This is a genomic window from Pseudacidovorax sp. DMC4 (assembly GCF_056314265.1).
On record NZ_JBQUYR010000001.1, the window covers coordinates 607,196 to 622,638 of the forward strand.

At 65.2% G+C, this 15,443-nt stretch carries 16 protein-coding genes; 8 read left to right on the top strand and 8 right to left on the bottom strand.

The annotated features are described in order from the left end of the window. Positions 1–38 precede the first annotated feature (38 nt). Positions 39–860: an IclR family transcriptional regulator gene (locus ACT54X_RS02755; protein WP_017759059.1), complete on the top strand. Its 822-nt coding sequence runs from the start codon at positions 39–41 to the stop codon at positions 858–860. Between the two features lie 113 nt (positions 861–973). On the opposite strand, the gene ACT54X_RS02760 is transcribed toward ACT54X_RS02755, so the two are convergent. The 7 genes from ACT54X_RS02760 to ACT54X_RS02790 all read right to left on the bottom strand — a co-directional run bounded on the left by ACT54X_RS02760 (position 974) and on the right by ACT54X_RS02790 (position 10,272). Then, positions 974–2,125 carry a serine hydrolase gene (locus ACT54X_RS02760; RefSeq protein WP_294369499.1) on the bottom strand — a complete coding sequence of 384 codons (1,152 nt, stop codon included), beginning with the start codon at positions 2,123–2,125 and terminating at the stop codon, positions 974–976. Positions 2,126–2,241: 116 nt separating this feature from the next. Continuing rightward, entirely contained in the window at positions 2,242–3,780 is a 1,539-nt protein-coding gene (locus ACT54X_RS02765) for a 2-isopropylmalate synthase (RefSeq protein ID WP_294369501.1), read from the bottom strand. A 30-nt stretch (positions 3,781–3,810) separates the two neighbouring features. Then, on the bottom strand, positions 3,811–5,520 hold the full coding sequence (leuA, locus tag ACT54X_RS02770) for a 2-isopropylmalate synthase (RefSeq protein WP_476344902.1): 1,710 nt from the start codon (positions 5,518–5,520) through the stop codon (positions 3,811–3,813). A 190-nt stretch (positions 5,521–5,710) separates the two neighbouring features. Continuing rightward, on the bottom strand, positions 5,711–6,535 hold the full coding sequence (gene pssA, locus ACT54X_RS02775) for a CDP-diacylglycerol--serine O-phosphatidyltransferase (RefSeq protein ID WP_017759055.1): 825 nt from the start codon (positions 6,533–6,535) through the stop codon (positions 5,711–5,713). 183 nt (positions 6,536–6,718) lie between these two features. Beyond that, the gene (ilvC, locus tag ACT54X_RS02780) at positions 6,719–7,735 is read right to left on the bottom strand and encodes a ketol-acid reductoisomerase (protein WP_476344904.1); all 1,017 of its coding nucleotides are present in this window, start codon (positions 7,733–7,735) and stop codon (positions 6,719–6,721) included. A gap of 150 nt (positions 7,736–7,885) precedes the next feature. Continuing rightward, on the bottom strand, positions 7,886–8,377 hold the full coding sequence (ilvN, locus tag ACT54X_RS02785; protein WP_017759053.1) for an acetolactate synthase small subunit: 492 nt from the start codon (positions 8,375–8,377) through the stop codon (positions 7,886–7,888). A 128-nt stretch (positions 8,378–8,505) separates the two neighbouring features. Further along, positions 8,506–10,272 (bottom strand): acetolactate synthase 3 catalytic subunit, encoded by a 1,767-nt coding sequence (locus ACT54X_RS02790; RefSeq protein ID WP_476344906.1) that lies wholly within the window; start codon positions 10,270–10,272, stop codon positions 8,506–8,508. A gap of 292 nt (positions 10,273–10,564) precedes the next feature. Between ACT54X_RS02790 and ACT54X_RS02795 the strand changes: the two genes are divergently transcribed. The 6 genes from ACT54X_RS02795 to ACT54X_RS02820 are packed head-to-tail and all read left to right on the top strand — an operon-like array spanning position 10,565 to position 13,902. After that, positions 10,565–11,137: an RNA polymerase sigma factor gene (locus ACT54X_RS02795; RefSeq protein ID WP_017759051.1), complete on the top strand. Its 573-nt coding sequence runs from the start codon at positions 10,565–10,567 to the stop codon at positions 11,135–11,137. Positions 11,138–11,148: 11 nt separating this feature from the next. Continuing rightward, the gene (locus ACT54X_RS02800) at positions 11,149–11,556 is read left to right on the top strand and encodes a DUF3619 family protein (RefSeq protein ID WP_294369518.1); all 408 of its coding nucleotides are present in this window, start codon (positions 11,149–11,151) and stop codon (positions 11,554–11,556) included. An 11-nt stretch (positions 11,557–11,567) separates the two neighbouring features. Further along, positions 11,568–12,314: a DUF3106 domain-containing protein gene (locus ACT54X_RS02805; protein WP_476344909.1), complete on the top strand. Its 747-nt coding sequence runs from the start codon at positions 11,568–11,570 to the stop codon at positions 12,312–12,314. A gap of 22 nt (positions 12,315–12,336) precedes the next feature. Beyond that, positions 12,337–12,891 (top strand): RDD family protein, encoded by a 555-nt coding sequence (locus ACT54X_RS02810; protein ID WP_476344911.1) that lies wholly within the window; start codon positions 12,337–12,339, stop codon positions 12,889–12,891. Continuing rightward, positions 12,888–13,289, top strand: a complete 402-nt coding sequence (locus tag ACT54X_RS02815; protein WP_476344913.1) for a diacylglycerol kinase — start codon at positions 12,888–12,890, stop codon at positions 13,287–13,289. The genes ACT54X_RS02810 and ACT54X_RS02815 overlap by 4 nt, the downstream gene beginning before the upstream one ends. A 16-nt stretch (positions 13,290–13,305) precedes the next feature. Next, positions 13,306–13,902 carry an LOG family protein gene (locus ACT54X_RS02820; protein ID WP_294369527.1) on the top strand — a complete coding sequence of 199 codons (597 nt, stop codon included), beginning with the start codon at positions 13,306–13,308 and terminating at the stop codon, positions 13,900–13,902. 63 nt (positions 13,903–13,965) lie between these two features. Here the strand turns inward: ACT54X_RS02820 and ACT54X_RS02825 are convergent, their stop codons facing one another. Beyond that, positions 13,966–14,304: a P-II family nitrogen regulator gene (locus tag ACT54X_RS02825; RefSeq protein ID WP_017757297.1), complete on the bottom strand. Its 339-nt coding sequence runs from the start codon at positions 14,302–14,304 to the stop codon at positions 13,966–13,968. 184 nt (positions 14,305–14,488) lie between these two features. On the opposite strand from ACT54X_RS02825, the gene ACT54X_RS02830 reads away from it, so the two are divergent. After that, a complete protein-coding gene (locus ACT54X_RS02830; RefSeq protein WP_476344915.1) occupies positions 14,489–15,436 on the top strand; it encodes a DMT family transporter in 948 nt (315 codons plus the stop codon). Positions 15,437–15,443 lie beyond the last annotated feature (7 nt).

Below are 15,443 nucleotides of genomic sequence, written 5' to 3' on the forward strand. Positions count from 1 at the left end.
CGCTATAAAATGGCGGCCGTTTGGTTCAGTGCCGTCCCATGAGAAAGAACAACACCGACGTTCCTGCCACGCCCGTCATCCAGGTCATCGAGCGCATGTTCGCCCTGATCGACGTGCTGGCGTCTCGCGAGGACGCGATCTCCCTCAAGGAGATCAGCGAAAAGACGGGGCTCCATCCCTCCACCACCCACCGCATCCTCAACGACCTCGCCGTCGGACGTTTCGTGGACCGGCCGGAACCGGGCAGCTATCGCCTCGGCATGCGGCTGCTCGAACTGGGCAATCTGGTCAAAGGCCGGCTGAATGTTCGCGACGCCGCCCTGGGGCCGATGCGCGAATTGCACAAGCTCACGCAGCAGCCGGTCAACCTGAGCGTGCGGCAAGGCGATGAGATCGTCTACGTGGAGCGGGCCTACAGCGAACGCTCCGGCATGCAGGTGGTGCGGGCCATCGGCGGCCGTGCGCCACTGCACCTCACCTCCACCGGCAAGCTGTTCCTCGCCGCCGACGAACAGCAGCGCGTGCGCAGCTACGCGACGCGCACTGGCCTCGCAGGCCACACCCGCAACAGCATCACGCAGTTGCCTGTCCTTGAGCGCGAACTCGCCCGGGCGCGGCAGTACGGCATCGCGCGGGACAACGAGGAACTGGAACTCGGAGTGCGCTGCATGGCGGCAGGCATCTACGACGACCAGGGCAAGCTCGTGGCGGGCCTGTCCATCTCGGCCCCCGCCGATCGGCTCGATGACGGCTGGCTCCCCAAGTTGCAGGCCACGGCGAACGAGATCTCGGGCGCGCTCGGCTACTCGGATGCGACGCCGCCCTCTGCCGACATGGCACAGCCGGCCAGGGCGGCCTGACGCCACAGCGTCGTTCACGGTTCCCGGCGCGCCGCGGGTACGCCGACGCAAAACGCAAAGGGCCCTCGAGAGGGCCCTTGGTTCATCTGGAGCAGCCCATACTGCCCCGGGGGTCAGCCAGAAATCTGGCTGCTGGCCGTATGCATCGGCGCGAAGCGGTTGGTCTCCACCCAGCGGCGAACGCGCTCGGCATCGGCGATCCGGCTGAACTTGCCGGCAGAGTCCAGGAACACCATGATGAGCTTGCGGCCGGCGACGCGCGCCTGCATCACCAGGCACTGTCCGGCCTCGGAGATGTAGCCCGTCTTCTGCAGACCGATGTCCCAATCGGGGCTGCGCACCAGCCGGTTTGTGGTGTTGAACTGCAGCATGCGGTTGCCCACCTCCACCTGGTATTCCGGCGAGGTCGTCAGGCTGCGCACCAGCGAATCCTGCGACGCGACAGCCACGAGAAGGGCCAGGTCCTGGGCCGTGGACTGATTGCTGCTCGACAGACCCGTGGGCTCGACATAGCGGGTGTCCTTCATGCCGATCATCCGCGCCTTGGCATTCATCACGCTCACGAAGGTGGCCAGACCGCCTGGGTAGGTACGCCCCAGCGCATGAGCGGCCCGGTTCTCGCTCGACATCAGGGCAAGATGCAGCAGTTCGCCGCGCGGCAGCGTGGTGCCCACGGCCAGGCGCGAACGGCTGAACTTCTCGGTGTCCACATCGTCCTGGGTGATGGTGATCGGCTCGTCCATCGGCAACTTCGCCTCGCTGATCAGCAGGCCCGTCATGAGCTTGGTGATCGAGGCGATGGGCAGCACGGCATGGTCGTTCTTGCTCAGCAGCACTTCGCGGGTGTCCTGGTCCATCACCAGCGCCACGCTCGACTTCAGGTCCAGCGGGTCCTGCGAGTGATGAAGGCCAGCGAGTTGGCCATAGGACTGGCGGGGCGGCTCGGCGACGCGCACCACGGAGCGACGCTGCACGGCCACCACCGTCTTGCCGCCACTCTTTCGCACCGTCGCGACCACATTCCGGCCACCGCGCACGGCACGCTCCTCGGTGCGGGTCTTGGACGCCTTGGTGGCGGGCTTGGCCGCGACCTTGCTGGTGGCAGTTGGCCGCTTGGCCGCGGCCTGCTGCTTCTTGCCAGTGGCATGGGCGGCGGGCGTCAGGAAGGAAACTGCGCAAAGCGCCACGGCCAGAAGGCGCAGCGCGGGCAAGTACCGCTGTGAAGGAATTCGGGGCAAAACAGGCTGCGCGGGGGCTTCGGCCATCAACTACTCCAGCGGCATGGAAATCTACAAGGTGCCGCAGTCTATCGAATACAAAAAAGAGACGCAAATCAGTGACTTGCGCCCCCTTCTTCATGCAAGCCGAAGAGCGCTCGAAACTAACCCTGCGCCGCCACGCGCTCAGTCTGGCTGTGCAGCTTGTTCAGGGCGCTGAGGTACGCCTTGGCCGAGGCCACCACGATGTCGGGATCGGCCCCGACACCGTTGACCACGCGCCCCGCATTCTGCAGCCGCACCGTCACTTCGCCCTGGCTTTCGGTCGAGCCACTGATGGCATTGACCGAGTACAGCACCATCTCGGCGCCACTCTTCACATGCGACTCGATGGCCTTGAGCGAAGCGTCGACAGGGCCGTTGCCGCCCGATTCGCCCACCACCTCCTTGCCCTGGTCGATGAAGACCACACGGGCATGAGGCTGCTCACCGGTCTCGCTGTGCTGTGAGAGCGACACAAAGCTGAACTGCTCGTCAACGTTCGACTGCTGCTCGGCGCTGACAAGGGCAAGGATGTCCTCGTCGAAAATCTCCGCCTTGCGATCAGCCAGTTCCTTGAAGCGCAGGAAGGCGGCGTTCAGGTCGGCCTCGCTGTCCATCGAGACGCCCAGGTCTTGCAATCGCTGCTTGAAGGCGTTGCGGCCGCTGAGCTTGCCCAGCACGATCTTGTTGGCCGTCCAGCCCACGTCCTCGGCGCGCATGATCTCGTAGGTGTCGCGGGCCTTGAGCACGCCATCCTGGTGGATGCCGGAGGCATGCGCGAAGGCATTGGCGCCCACCACGGCCTTGTTGGGCTGCACGACGAAGCCGGTGGTCTGGCTGACCATGCGGCTGGCCGCCACGATGTGCTGGGTATCGATGTTGAGGTCGAGTCCGAAGTAGTCCTTGCGGGTCTTCACCGCCATCACGATCTCTTCGAGCGAGCAGTTGCCCGCGCGCTCGCCCAGGCCGTTGATGGTGCATTCGACCTGGCGGGCGCCGCCGATCTTCACGCCGGCCAGCGAGTTGGCCACCGCCATGCCCAAGTCGTTGTGGCAGTGCACCGACCAGATGGCCTTGTCGCTGTTGGGAACACGTTCGCGCAGCGTCTTGATGAACTGGCCGTAGAGCTCGGGGATCGCGTAGCCCACCGTGTCGGGCACGTTGATGGTCGTGGCGCCTTCGGCGATCACGGCCTCGAGCACGCGGCAGAGAAAGTCCACGTCGCTGCGGTAGCCGTCCTCGGGGCTGAATTCCACATCGGCCACCTTGTTGCGGGCGAAGCGCACGGCCAGCTTCGCCTGCTCCAGCACCTGCTCCGGCGTCATCCGCAGCTTCTTCTCCATGTGCAGCGGCGACGTGGCGATGAAAGTGTGGATGCGCGCCCGCGCCGCGCCCGCGAGGGCGTCCGCGGCGCGCGAGATGTCGCGGTCGTTGGCACGCGAGAGGCCGCACACGGTGGAGTCCTTGATGGCGTTGGCGATGGCCTGCACCGCCTCGAAGTCGCCATTGGAGCTGGCGGGAAAACCAGCCTCGATCACGTCGACCTTGAGCCGCTCCAACTGGCGCGCGATGCGCAGCTTCTCGTCACGCGTCATCGAGGCGCCTGGCGACTGCTCGCCGTCGCGCAAGGTGGTGTCGAAAATGATCAGCTGGTCGGTCATCATGGGCTCCTTGTCCGTGTACGTTCTGCGTCAGGCCACCTCGGCGGCAACCGACGATTGTGCCTGCTGCGCCTCTGCACCTCCGGCACGCTGCATGCCCGAGACGATGGCCTTGAGCGCGGCGGCCGTGGTGTCGGCATCGATGCCGACGCCGAACACCGTGCGCGAATCGCCCATGCGCATCTCCACATAGGCCACCGAGCGCGCGTCGGCCCCGGCGCCGATGGCATGCTGGTGGTAGTCCATCACGCGGATCGGCTGTCCGATGGCCTCGGCCACGGCCCGGCTGAAGGCATCGATGGGCCCGTTGCCGCGGCCTTCGATGGCCACTGATTCGCCGGCCCACATGAGTTCGCCACGCAGCACGGTGAGCGCCTGGTCGCCCTCGCCTTCCACGGACTGCACGCGCTGGCGCAGGCCCTGGGCGCCGTCCATGCGGTACTCGCGGCGGAAGATGCTCCAGAGGTCGGCCGCGCCCAGTTCCTTGCCTTCCACGTCCATCACCTGCTGCACCACCTGGCTGAACTCGATCTGCAGGCGGCGCGGCAATTCGAGGCCGTATTCGCTTTCGAGCAGGTACGAGATACCGCCCTTGCCCGACTGGCTGTTCACGCGGATCACGGCTTCGTAGCTGCGGCCCACGTCCTTCGGGTCGATCGGGAGGTAGGGGATGTCCCAGATGTCGCCGTCCTTGCGCGCCGAGAAGGCTTTCTTGATCGCATCCTGGTGCGAGCCCGAGAACGATGTGTAGACCAGGTCACCCACATAGGGATGGCGCGGGTGCACGGGAATCTGGTTGCAATGCTCGACCGTAGCGCGGATGTCGTCGATGTGCGAGAAGTCGAGGCCCGGCGACACGCCCTGCGTGTAGAGGTTGAGCGCCACGTTCACGACGTCGAGGTTGCCGGTGCGCTCGCCATTGCCGAAGAGACAGCCTTCCAGGCGGTCCGCACCGGCCATCACTGCGAACTCGGCAGCGGCCGTACCCGTCCCACGATCGTTGTGCGGGTGCACCGAAAGCACGATGGATTCACGCCGCGCCAGATTGCGGTGCATCCACTCGATCATGTCCGCGAAGATGTTCGGCGTGGAATGCTCGACCGTGGACGGCAGGTTGACGATGCACTTGCGCTCGGGCGTCGGTGCCCAGACCTCGGTCACGGCATCGACGACACGCTTGGAGAAGGCCAGGTCGGTGCCGGAGAACATCTCGGGCGAATACTGGAAGGTCCATTGGGTGGCCGGCTGGCGCGCGGCCTGGTCCTTGAACATCCGCGCATGGGTCACGGCGAGTTCGACGATGCCGTCTTCGTCGAGGCCGAGCACCACGCGCCGCATGACCGGCGCCACGGCGTTGTAGAGGTGCACGATCGCGCGCGGGGCGCCTTGCAGTGATTCGAAGGTGCGTTCGATCAGGTGCTCGCGCGCCTGGGTCAGCACCTGGATCGTCACGTCGTCGGGAATGCGGTCTTCCTCGATCAGCTTGCGCACGAAGTCGAACTCGGTCTGCGAAGCCGAGGGAAAGCCGACCTCGATCTCCTTGAAGCCAATGGCCACGAGCGTCTCGAACATCCGCATCTTGCGTTCGAGGTCCATCGGTTCGACCAAGGCCTGGTTGCCGTCGCGCAGGTCGGTCGACAGCCAGATCGGCGCACGGGTGATGACGGCGTCGGGCCAGGTGCGGTCCTTGAGACCGATCGGTGCGAAGGCGCGGTACTTGGTGTGAGGCTGCTGAAGCATGTCGATTTCTCTGCAAGAGGTTGGAACCGACCAGCAACCCCATAGACAAACGGCCCGTTGCTGGTGCAAACGGGCCGTGTCGAGGGTGTTTTGCGCGTGCGCCTTTACCTTCTCCGCCCGTCGGGGGAGATCAGTAGTAGGGCCAGGGCAAAAACGTTCATGAGGGCTCCGACTCTAACACAGGGCCCGATCATTCGTGCAACCCACGCTCATCGGGCTCGTCGGTGGAAATGCTGATCATGCTCACCGGTTGGCCCTTGGCCTTGCGCCATGCATAGATCGCGTAGCCACTCAGGCCATAGAGCACGAAGAGGCAGAACAGCACGGTGGGCGGATGGATGTTGATCACCGCGATGCCCAGCGCGATCAGCACCAACGTGGCGAAAGGCACACTCTTGCGGATCTGCATGTCCTTGAAGCTGTAGAACGGCGCATTGGTCACCATCGACAGTCCCGCGTACAGCGTGAAGAAGAAGGTGATCCAGGTGATCTGCGTCCAGCTCAGGTACCAGACGTCGGCGCCGCGCCGGCCCCAGTCGGTCATCAGCCAGATGAAGCCGGCCACCAGCGCCGCTGCGGCGGGCGAAGGGAGACCCTGGAACCAACGCTTGTCGACCACGCCAGTGTTGACGTTGAAGCGCGCCAACCGCAGCGCCGCGCAGGCACAGTACACGAAGGCAGCGATCCAGCCCCAGCGGCCCAGGCCCTTGAGCGACCATTCGTAGGCGATGAGCGCCGGCGCCGCGCCGAAGGACACCATGTCCGCCAGCGAGTCCATCTGCTCGCCGAAGGCACTCTGGGTGTGCGTCATGCGTGCCACGCGGCCGTCCAGGCTGTCGAGCACCATGGCGCAGAACACGCCCACCGTGGCCAGGTCAAAGCGGCCGTTCATGGCCATGACGATGGCATAGAAGCCACCGAACAGCGCCGCCAGCGTGACCAGGTTGGGCAGTACGTAGATGCCCTTGCGGCGCTTGCGGATCGGCGCGTCGTTCAAGGGGGAGTGGTCGTGCATGAATTCGGCCTCCGGCCTTCCGGGAAACGTGGCAGTGTAGTCAATGACGTCGTCGCGCCCCGCGCCGGATTGCCGCTTCCAAAGGACATCGGCGCACACGCCATCAAGGGGTGACGACAAAGAAAAAGGCCACCGCACGCGGTGGCCTTCGCAGCTGGCGGAGCATGCCCCGCCGAAGCCCGATCAGTTGCGACTCTGGTCGACCAGCTTGTTCTTGGCGATCCAGGGCATCATGGCGCGCAGTTGGCCACCGACCTGCTCGATGGAGTGGTCGGCGGTGTTGCGGCGGCGGGCCGTCATCGACGGGTAGTTCAGGCGGCCTTCCTGGATGAACATCTTGGCGTAGTCGCCGTTCTGGATGCGCTTGAGGGCGTTGCGCATGGCGGCGCGCGACTGATCGTTGATCACCTCGGGGCCGGTCACGTACTCGCCGAACTCCGCATTGTTGGAGATCGAGTAGTTCATGTTGGCGATGCCGCCTTCATAGATCAGGTCGACGATCAGCTTGAGCTCGTGCAGGCACTCGAAGTAGGCCATCTCGGGTGCGTAGCCGGCTTCGGTCAGCGTCTCGTAGCCCATCTTGATCAGTTCGACGGCGCCGCCGCACAGCACGGCCTGCTCGCCGAACAGGTCGGTCTCGGTCTCTTCCTTGAAGTTGGTCTCGATGATGCCGGCCTTGCCGCCGCCATTGGCCATGGCGTAGCTCAGGGCCAGGTCACGAGCCTTGCCGGACTTGTCCTGGTGCACGGCCACGAGGTGGGGCACGCCGCCGCCCTGGGCATAGGTGGAACGAACGGTGTGGCCCGGAGCCTTGGGCGCCACCATCCACACGTCCAGATCGGCGCGGGGCACGACCTGGTTGTAGTGCACGTTGAAGCCGTGGGCGAAGGCCAGAGAGGCGCCTTCCTTGATGTTCGGCTCGACGTTGTTCTTGTAGACCTCGGCGATCTGCTCGTCGGGCAGCAGGATCATCACGACGTCGGCGGACTTCACGGCGTCATTGACTTCGAGGACGTTCAGGCCAGCCTTGCCGACCTTGTCCCACGATGCGCCGCCCTTGCGCAGGCCGACCACGACCTTCACGCCGCTGTCGTTCAGGTTCTGGGCATGCGCGTGGCCTTGCGAGCCGTAGCCGATGATGGCGACGGTCTTGCCCTTGATCAGGCTCAGGTCACAGTCCTTGTCGTAAAAAACTTTCATGTCTTCTCTCCGTTTAGCTGAAGGGGTTGCGATGGGTGGTTGCCGTCCGTACTGAGCCTGTCGAAGGGCTCATTGCAGACCCGCGGCCGGCTGGCTTGCGGGGCTTCGACAGGCTCGGACCGGACGGGCAAGGACCGAGCCCCGATTCCGTCACACGCGCAGGATGCGTTCGCCGCGGCCGATGCCGCTCGGGCCGGTGCGCACCGTCTCGAGGATGGCGCTGCGGTCGATGGCATCGAGGAAGGCGTCGTTCTTGCCGTGGTCGCCGGTGAGCTCGATGGTGTAGCTCTTGTCGGTCACGTCGATGATGCGGCCGCGGAAGATATCGGCCATGCGCTTCATCTCCTCGCGTTCCTTGCCCACGGCGCGCACCTTCACCATCATGAGCTCGCGCTCGGTGTAGGCGCCTTCGGTGAGGTCGACCACCTTGACCACCTCGATGAGGCGGTTGAGGTGCTTGGTGATCTGCTCGATCACGTCGTCCGAACCCTGGGTCTGGATGGTCATGCGCGACAGGCTCGGGTCTTCGGTGGGGGCCACCGTCAACGACTCGATGTTGTAGCCGCGGGCCGAGAACAGGCCCACCACGCGGGAAAGTGCGCCGGGCTCGTTCTCGAGCAGCACGGCAATGATGTGCTTCATGGTGTCGATTCCTCTTTTCGCCGCCCTCCCCTGCGCACGGTAATGCGCAGGCTCGGCGGGCAATAGATTCGTCTGGAAGGGAAAGGGAAACGCGGCGCCGGCCGCGCACGGCCAGCCCCGCTCAGGGCTCAGAGGTCTTCGCTGCCCAGCAGCATCTCGGTGATGCCCTTGCCGGCCTGCACCATCGGGAACACGTTCTCGGTGGGGTCGGTGCGGAAGTCCATGAACACCGTGCGGTCCTTGAGCTTGCGGGCCTCGCGCAGCGCGGGCTCGACGTCCTGCGGCCGCTCGATCAGCATGCCGACGTGGCCATAGGCCTCGGCCAGCTTCACGAAGTTGGGCAGCGCGTCCATGTAGCTGTGGCTGTAGCGGCCGGAGTACTCGATCTCCTGCCACTGGCGCACCATGCCCAGGTAGCGGTTGTTGAGCGAGCAGATCTTGATCGGCGTGTTGTACTGCAGACAGGTCGACAGTTCCTGGATGCACATCTGCACCGAACCTTCGCCGGTGATGGTGAAGACCTCCGCCTCCGGCTTGGCCAGCTTGATGCCCATGGCGTAGGGGATGCCCACGCCCATGGTGCCCAGGCCGCCGGAATTGATCCAGCGCCGCGGCTCGTCGAAGCGGTAGTACTGGGCGGCCCACATCTGGTGCTGGCCGACGTCGGAGCAGACGTAGGCCTCGACGTCCTTGGTCATGTTCCACAGCGTCTCGACGACGTACTGCGGCTTGATCACGTCCTGGTTGTCGCGGTCGTACTTCAGGCAGTCGCGGCTGCGCCAGGTCTCGATGGTCTTCCACCAGTCGGCCAGCGCCCCGCCGTCGGGCTTGGTGCCGCTCTCGCGGATCATGGAGATCAGCTCGGTCAGCACGTCCTTGACGTCGCCGACGATCGGCACGTCCACCTTCACCCGCTTGGAGATGCTCGACGGGTCGATGTCGATGTGGATGATCTTGCGTTCGTTCTGCGCGAAGTGCTTGGGGTTGCCGATCACGCGGTCGTCGAAGCGCGCGCCCACAGCCAGCAGCACATCGCAGTTCTGCATGGCATTGTTGGCTTCGATGGTCCCGTGCATGCCCAGCATGCCCAGAAACTTGCGATCACTCGCGGGGTAGGCACCCAGGCCCATCAACGTATTGGTGACCGGATAGCCGAGCATGTCGACCAGCGTGCGCAACTCGTTGGTGGCATTGCCCAGCAACACGCCGCCGCCGGTGTAGATGTACGGACGCTTGGCCGTCAGCAGCAGTTGCAGCGCCTTGCGGATCTGCCCGCCATGGCCTTTGCGCACCGGGTTGTACGAGCGCATCTCGACCTTGTCCGGGTAGCCGTGGTAGGCCACCTTCTTGAAGGAGACGTCCTTGGGCACGTCCACCACCACCGGGCCGGGCCGGCCGCTGCGGGCGATGTGGAAGGCCTTCTTCATGGTCGCCGCCAGATCCTTGGGATCCTTGACCAGGAAGTTGTGCTTCACGATGGGGCGCGTGATGCCGACGGTGTCGCATTCCTGGAAGGCGTCCAGGCCGATGGCCGCCGTGGGCACCTGGCCGGCGACGATCACCATGGGGATCGAATCCATGTACGCGGTCGCGATGCCGGTAACCGCATTGGTCAGGCCCGGGCCCGAGGTGACCAGCGCCACGCCGACGTCGCCCGTCGCCCGGGCATAACCGTCGGCGGCGTGCACGGCCGCCTGCTCGTGGCGCACCAGCACGTGCTGGATGGTGTCCTGCTTGTAGAGCGCGTCGTAGATGTAGAGGACGGCGCCACCGGGGTAGCCCCAGATGTACTTGACGCCTTCGGCCTGCAGTGCCTTGATCAGCACTTCAGAGCCCATGAGTTCTTGGGGTTGGCCAGCCGCGACCGCGGCGGTCTCTGCCTTGGAGATTTCCATTTGATGAACCTTCCGAGTTTTCGGGAACGAAAAACCTTGGGTGCCCCTTGCCAGCCCTTGTGGGGCCGCGCCAGGACTTGAGGCCAAAACCATGGGCGGACAGGTGAACCGCCGGACTTTGACCCGTTTGCCTTTTGACTGCGAGCCGGCGATTATGACACCGGACAGGACAAAAGCCAGCCTCCTGCCAGCCAATGCAATAATCCATGAGTTTGTCTGCGGGCCTTTGTCACAGGTTCGCGCCATAGCCCCTCCGCAGTCGCCCCTCCCTCGCCCTACGGCAACCTCGCGCTTGGCCACCGAACAAGAACTCTCAGATTTTCTCAAGAGCGTCGAAAAGCGTGCATTCAAGCGTTCGCTGTACCACGTTCGCGATGAAGAGGCGGCCCTGGACATCGTGCAGGACAGCATGATGAAGCTGGCCGAACACTATGGCGACAAGCCACCGGCCGAGTTGCCGATGCTGTTCCAGCGGATTTTGTCCAACTGCACCCTCGACTGGTTTCGGCGACAGAAGACGCGCCGGGCCCTGTTCTCGAACCTCAGCGACTTCGAGAGCGACGACGACGACGCGGGCGATTTCGATCTGCTCGGCAGCTTCAACGGTGACCTCGACACCCGCGAGACCGAAAGCGCCGAGGATGTCACCCGCCGCACCCAGGTCTTCCACCAGATCGAAGCCGAGATCGCGGCGCTCCCCACTCGTCAACGAGAAGCTTTCCTGTTGCGTTACTGGGAGGAGATGGATGTGTCCGAGACAGCCGCCGCCATGGGCTGCTCAGAAGGCAGCGTGAAGACGCACTGCTCCCGGGCCATCCAGGCACTCAGCCGCGCCCTCAAGGCGAAGGGGTTTCTGCCGCCATGACTTCGACACGCATGACCTCCTCCTCCAATCCGGAAGACCTGTTCGGCCGCGCCATCGCCGCTCGACTGAGCGCCGGTGCAGACGACCTGCCGCGCGACATCAGCGAGCGCCTCCGAGCGTCCCGCACACGGGCGCTTTCCCAGCGAAAGCGCGAGATGGCCCACACCGTCGTGGTCGAAGCCGGCGGCAGCGCCATCCTCGGCCTTCAGGGCTGGTGGCAGCGCGCGCTGGCCGTGGCGCCCCTGCTGCTGCTGACGATTGGCCTGCTCACCATTGGCCTGACCCAGGAAGAGCGCCGTACCGCCGAACTGGCCGAGGTCGATGCAGCCTTGCTGACCGACGACCTCCCGCCCGCCGCCTACACCGACCCCGGTTTTGCCCAGTTCCTGAAGGCGAACGCCGCCGCTGCGCACCAGTGATGGAGGTCGATATGACCCGGCCTTCGCACGAGAATCTTTCGCCTGGCGACCATGCCAAAGGTCGTCAAATGTTGCCAGCACACAACATTTTTGCGCTGATCATGGCCGTCATGACGATCGGGGCGGGTTCGATTCCAGTGCATGCCGGCGAAAGTGGTCCAGCCGCAGGGTCGGTCAAGTCGGCAGCGCAGACGCGCAGTGGACCGCGGTGGACAACGCTCACCAAGGCCCAGCAGCAGGCGCTTGCGCCCCTGGCACCCCACTGGAACACCCTGAGCGATGCCCAACGCCGCAAATGGATCGCGCTGTCCCGCAACTTCGACCAGATCGGGACAGCAGAGCAGGCCAAGTTGCATGAACGCATGACGGACTGGGCTGCGCTGAGTCCGCGCCAGCGCGCGCTGGCTCGGCTCAATTTCGCCGAAGTGCGCAATCTCGCGCCGGCCGATCAGCTCAAGGCCAAATGGGAGGCCTATCAGGCTCTGAGCGAAGCGGAGCGGCGCAAACTGGCGGAAAGTGCGGGTGGACGCAGCATCGGTGCCGCTCCTGCAGCGCGGCCGGTGCCGGCAGACAAACTGGTTCCCGTACCTGCCACCGCCTTCCAGCAGCCGCATGGCGGCCCGCGGATCCAGATCACGCCCTCGCCCGGGCCGGAGGCTGCCAATGCCGCGCCGATCGGCGACGCCACAGGGCAGGACGCGGGCAGCGTCCTGATGACAGGACGGCCGTCGGCCGAGCCGACGGCCACGGCACCTTAGCCGGCGTGCCCGACAATAGGGCATGCCTTCGTTGCGCACCCCGGCTTCCTCCATTTCTCCAGCCCGCCAAGACGTACCGACGCCAGTGGCTCCCCCCGGCATCTGGCGCCGGATGGCCTGTTGGCTCTACGAGGGACTTCTGCTTTTTTCCGTCGTGTTCGTGGCTGGTTGGCTCTTCAGCACGCTGGGGCAGATGCGTGACGCCATGGATGCACGCCGCCCCCTGCTCCAGGCTTTTCTCTTCGTGGTGTTCGGCATCTACTTCACGGTGTTCTGGTCCCGCGGCCAGACACTCGCGATGAAGACCTGGAGACTGCGCCTGGTGGATCGAAACGGCCGCCCTCTGACCCAGGGTCGCGCGCTGGTCCGCTACCTTCTCGGCTGGATCTGGTTCCTGCCGCCGTTGGCGGCCATCCATGCCCTCCCGTTCAAGGTGAGCGGCGGCGAAGTGCTCGTTCTGATGACAGGCTGGGTCGCCATCTGGGCCCTGCTGGCACGTTTTCACCCTCAACAACAGTTCTGGCACGACGCATGGGCAGGCACCCGCATCGTCGATGCCTCGCCGATTCCCCGATGAGCACTCCTGACCCCACCCTGCATGTCAATCCCCAGAAAGCGCGCAAGGGTCTAGACCGTCTTTGGCATGCCACCCTCTACTCCCTCAATGGGCTGAAGGCAGGCTGGGGTGAGCCCGCCTTCAGGATGGAAGCTTGCCTTGCGATCGTCCTCCTGCCGCTGGCCTTCATCGTCGGGCAGAGCTGGATCGAGACGGCGTTTCTGGTCGCCGGCGTTCTTCTGGTGATGATCGTGGAACTGCTCAACACCGCGGTCGAGGCCGCCATCGACCGCATCGGGCCCGAGTGGCACGACCTGTCCAAGCGTGCCAAGGACATGGGCAGCGCTGCCGTCTTCCTCACCAGCCTTCTGGCCGGGGGCATCTGGCTCGCTGCGCTCTGGCAACGCTTCATCGCTTGAGTGGGAAGGCGCGCGCATGAATCACCCTTCCTCCTTTTCCGTCTGCGTGTACTGCGGCTCCCGGCCTGGCACGCGACCCGAGTACATGGAATCGGCCGAGGCCACGGGCCGCTGGATCGGCACAAACGGTGGCCAACTGGTCTACGGCGGCGGCCGCACCGGCCTGATGGGCGCCGTCGCCGAAGCCACGCGACTTGCGGGCGGCCGTGTGGTCGGCATCATTCCCAAGGCGCTTGTCGACAAGGAACTGGCCAACACCTTGTGCGACGAACTGCACGTGGTCGACACCATGCACGAGCGCAAGGCCATGATGGCCGCGCGGGCGCACGCCTTCCTTGCGCTGCCGGGCGGCATCGGCACCTTCGAGGAACTCTTCGAGATGTGGACGTGGCGCCAATTGGGCTACCACGACAAGCCCATCGGCCTGCTCAACGTCGCAGGCTACTACGACGGACTGCTCGCTTTCGTGGACCAGAGCATCCGTGCAGGGCTGATGAACGACTGGCAGATGGGCTTGATCGAATCTGGCAGCGTACTGGATGTCCTTCTGGAGAAGCTGCGGCAGCAAGCTCCTCGAGATCGCAGCGCGCCGCTCCTCACCCAGAACATCTGAGGGGCGCGGCTGGGCCTTCGCGCAGGCCTATGGCGGACGGCCCCGCGCTGGAGCCGCGCGCCCTCAGACCGCGCTCTCGTTCTCCTCGCCGGTCCGGATACGAACGATGCGCTGCACTTCGGTCACGAAGATCTTGCCGTCGCCGATCTTGCCGGTGCGGGCCGCCGTGACGATGGCGTCGACGCAGTTCTCCACGTCGGCGTCGGCGACCACCACCTCGATCTTCATCTTGGGTAGGAAGTCGACCACATACTCGGCGCCGCGATAGAGCTCCGTGTGACCCTTCTGGCGGCCGAACCCCTTCACCTCGGTCACCGTCAGGCCGGAGACGCCGACTTGACCCAGCGCCTCGCGCACGTCGTCGAGCTTGAAAGGTTTGACGATGGCAGTGATCTGCTTCATGGCGGTGTTCCTGTAATGAGAGTGATGCAAGAGACTGGGTGACAGGCCGCGCGCACGCAGACCCCTGGGGCACGAGGTGTCGCAAGCCGCTGATGCGGCGCGAAGTTGCACCCACGCTCGGAAATTATGTCATTCGCACCATCGCCCAGCGCACCGGGCGGTCGGCTGCTACGCTCGCCGATCCATGCCTTCGACTTCCCCGCCTGCGCTTCACGGGATCGCCGCCGCATACCGGCGCGCCAGCCACAACGCCACGCTGCTGCTCGTGTTCACCACCCTGATGTGGGGATGCAATGCCGTCGCCGCGCGGCTCGCCGTCGGAAACATCTCGCCCATGATGCTGACCACGGCGCGGTGGACGATCTGCTGTGTGGCGCTGTGGTTCACCGCCCGGCACGAGATCGCCCGGCATTGGCGCACCGTGGCGCGATCCTGGCGTCTGATCGCCATCATGGGGACGGCGGGCTTCACCGCCTTCAATGCCCTCTTCTACGCGGCGGCCCACCACACCTCGGCCATCAACATCGCCATCATCCAGGGGACGATCCCGGTGCTGGTGCTTCTGGGAAGCTTCGTGTTCGCAGGCCGACGCTTCCGACCCACGCAGGCGCTGGGGGTGGCCGTGACCCTGGCGGGCTGCGTCGTCGTGGCTTCGCGCGGCCAGCTTCACGTGCTCGCCACGCTCGACTTCAACGTCGGCGACCTCTGGATGCTGCTGGCCAGCCTCTTCTACGCGGGGTACATGCTCGGGCTGACCCGCCGGCCACCCGTGCCGCCGATCGTCTTCTTTGCCGCCGCCGCCGGCGTCGCGGCGTTGACCTCCCTGCCGCTGCTGGCCTTCGAGGTGGTCACGGACCGCTTCTTCATGCCCACGGCGACCGGCTGGGCGTTGATGCTGTTCGTGGGCCTGCTGCCCTCCTTCGTGTCGCAGATCACCTTCATCCAGGCCGTCTCACTGATCGGGCCGGAGCGCGCCGGGGTCTTCGTCAACCTGACGCCGATCTTCGGCCCGCTGCTGGCAGTGCTGGTGCTGGACGAGCCGCTGCGCCCCTTCCACCTCGCCGCACTGGCGCTCGTGCTGGGCGGCATCTGGATCGCGGAGCGCCGCCGGCGCGCTGTCGACACGGAGTGAAGCGGTC

Bases quoted from the DNA above. Each gene is read 5' to 3' on its own strand.
- ACT54X_RS02755 (WP_017759059.1), top strand. From the start codon at position 39: ATGAGAAAGAACAACACCGACGTTCCTGCCACGCCCGTCATCCAGGTC.
- ACT54X_RS02760 (WP_294369499.1), bottom strand. From the start codon at position 2,125: ATGGCCGAAGCCCCCGCGCAGCCTGTTTTGCCCCGAATTCCTTCACAG.
- ACT54X_RS02765 (WP_294369501.1), bottom strand. From the start codon at position 3,780: ATGACCGACCAGCTGATCATTTTCGACACCACCTTGCGCGACGGCGAG.
- leuA (WP_476344902.1), bottom strand. From the start codon at position 5,520: ATGCTTCAGCAGCCTCACACCAAGTACCGCGCCTTCGCACCGATCGGT.
- pssA (WP_017759055.1), bottom strand. From the start codon at position 6,535: ATGCACGACCACTCCCCCTTGAACGACGCGCCGATCCGCAAGCGCCGC.
- ilvC (WP_476344904.1), bottom strand. From the start codon at position 7,735: ATGAAAGTTTTTTACGACAAGGACTGTGACCTGAGCCTGATCAAGGGC.
- ilvN (WP_017759053.1), bottom strand. From the start codon at position 8,377: ATGAAGCACATCATTGCCGTGCTGCTCGAGAACGAGCCCGGCGCACTT.
- ACT54X_RS02790 (WP_476344906.1), bottom strand. From the start codon at position 10,272: ATGGAAATCTCCAAGGCAGAGACCGCCGCGGTCGCGGCTGGCCAACCC.
- ACT54X_RS02800 (WP_294369518.1), top strand. From the start codon at position 11,149: ATGACCTCCTCCTCCAATCCGGAAGACCTGTTCGGCCGCGCCATCGCC.
- ACT54X_RS02805 (WP_476344909.1), top strand. From the start codon at position 11,568: ATGACCCGGCCTTCGCACGAGAATCTTTCGCCTGGCGACCATGCCAAA.
- ACT54X_RS02810 (WP_476344911.1), top strand. From the start codon at position 12,337: ATGCCTTCGTTGCGCACCCCGGCTTCCTCCATTTCTCCAGCCCGCCAA.
- ACT54X_RS02815 (WP_476344913.1), top strand. From the start codon at position 12,888: ATGAGCACTCCTGACCCCACCCTGCATGTCAATCCCCAGAAAGCGCGC.
- ACT54X_RS02820 (WP_294369527.1), top strand. From the start codon at position 13,306: ATGAATCACCCTTCCTCCTTTTCCGTCTGCGTGTACTGCGGCTCCCGG.
- ACT54X_RS02825 (WP_017757297.1), bottom strand. From the start codon at position 14,304: ATGAAGCAGATCACTGCCATCGTCAAACCTTTCAAGCTCGACGACGTG.
- ACT54X_RS02830 (WP_476344915.1), top strand. From the start codon at position 14,489: ATGCCTTCGACTTCCCCGCCTGCGCTTCACGGGATCGCCGCCGCATAC.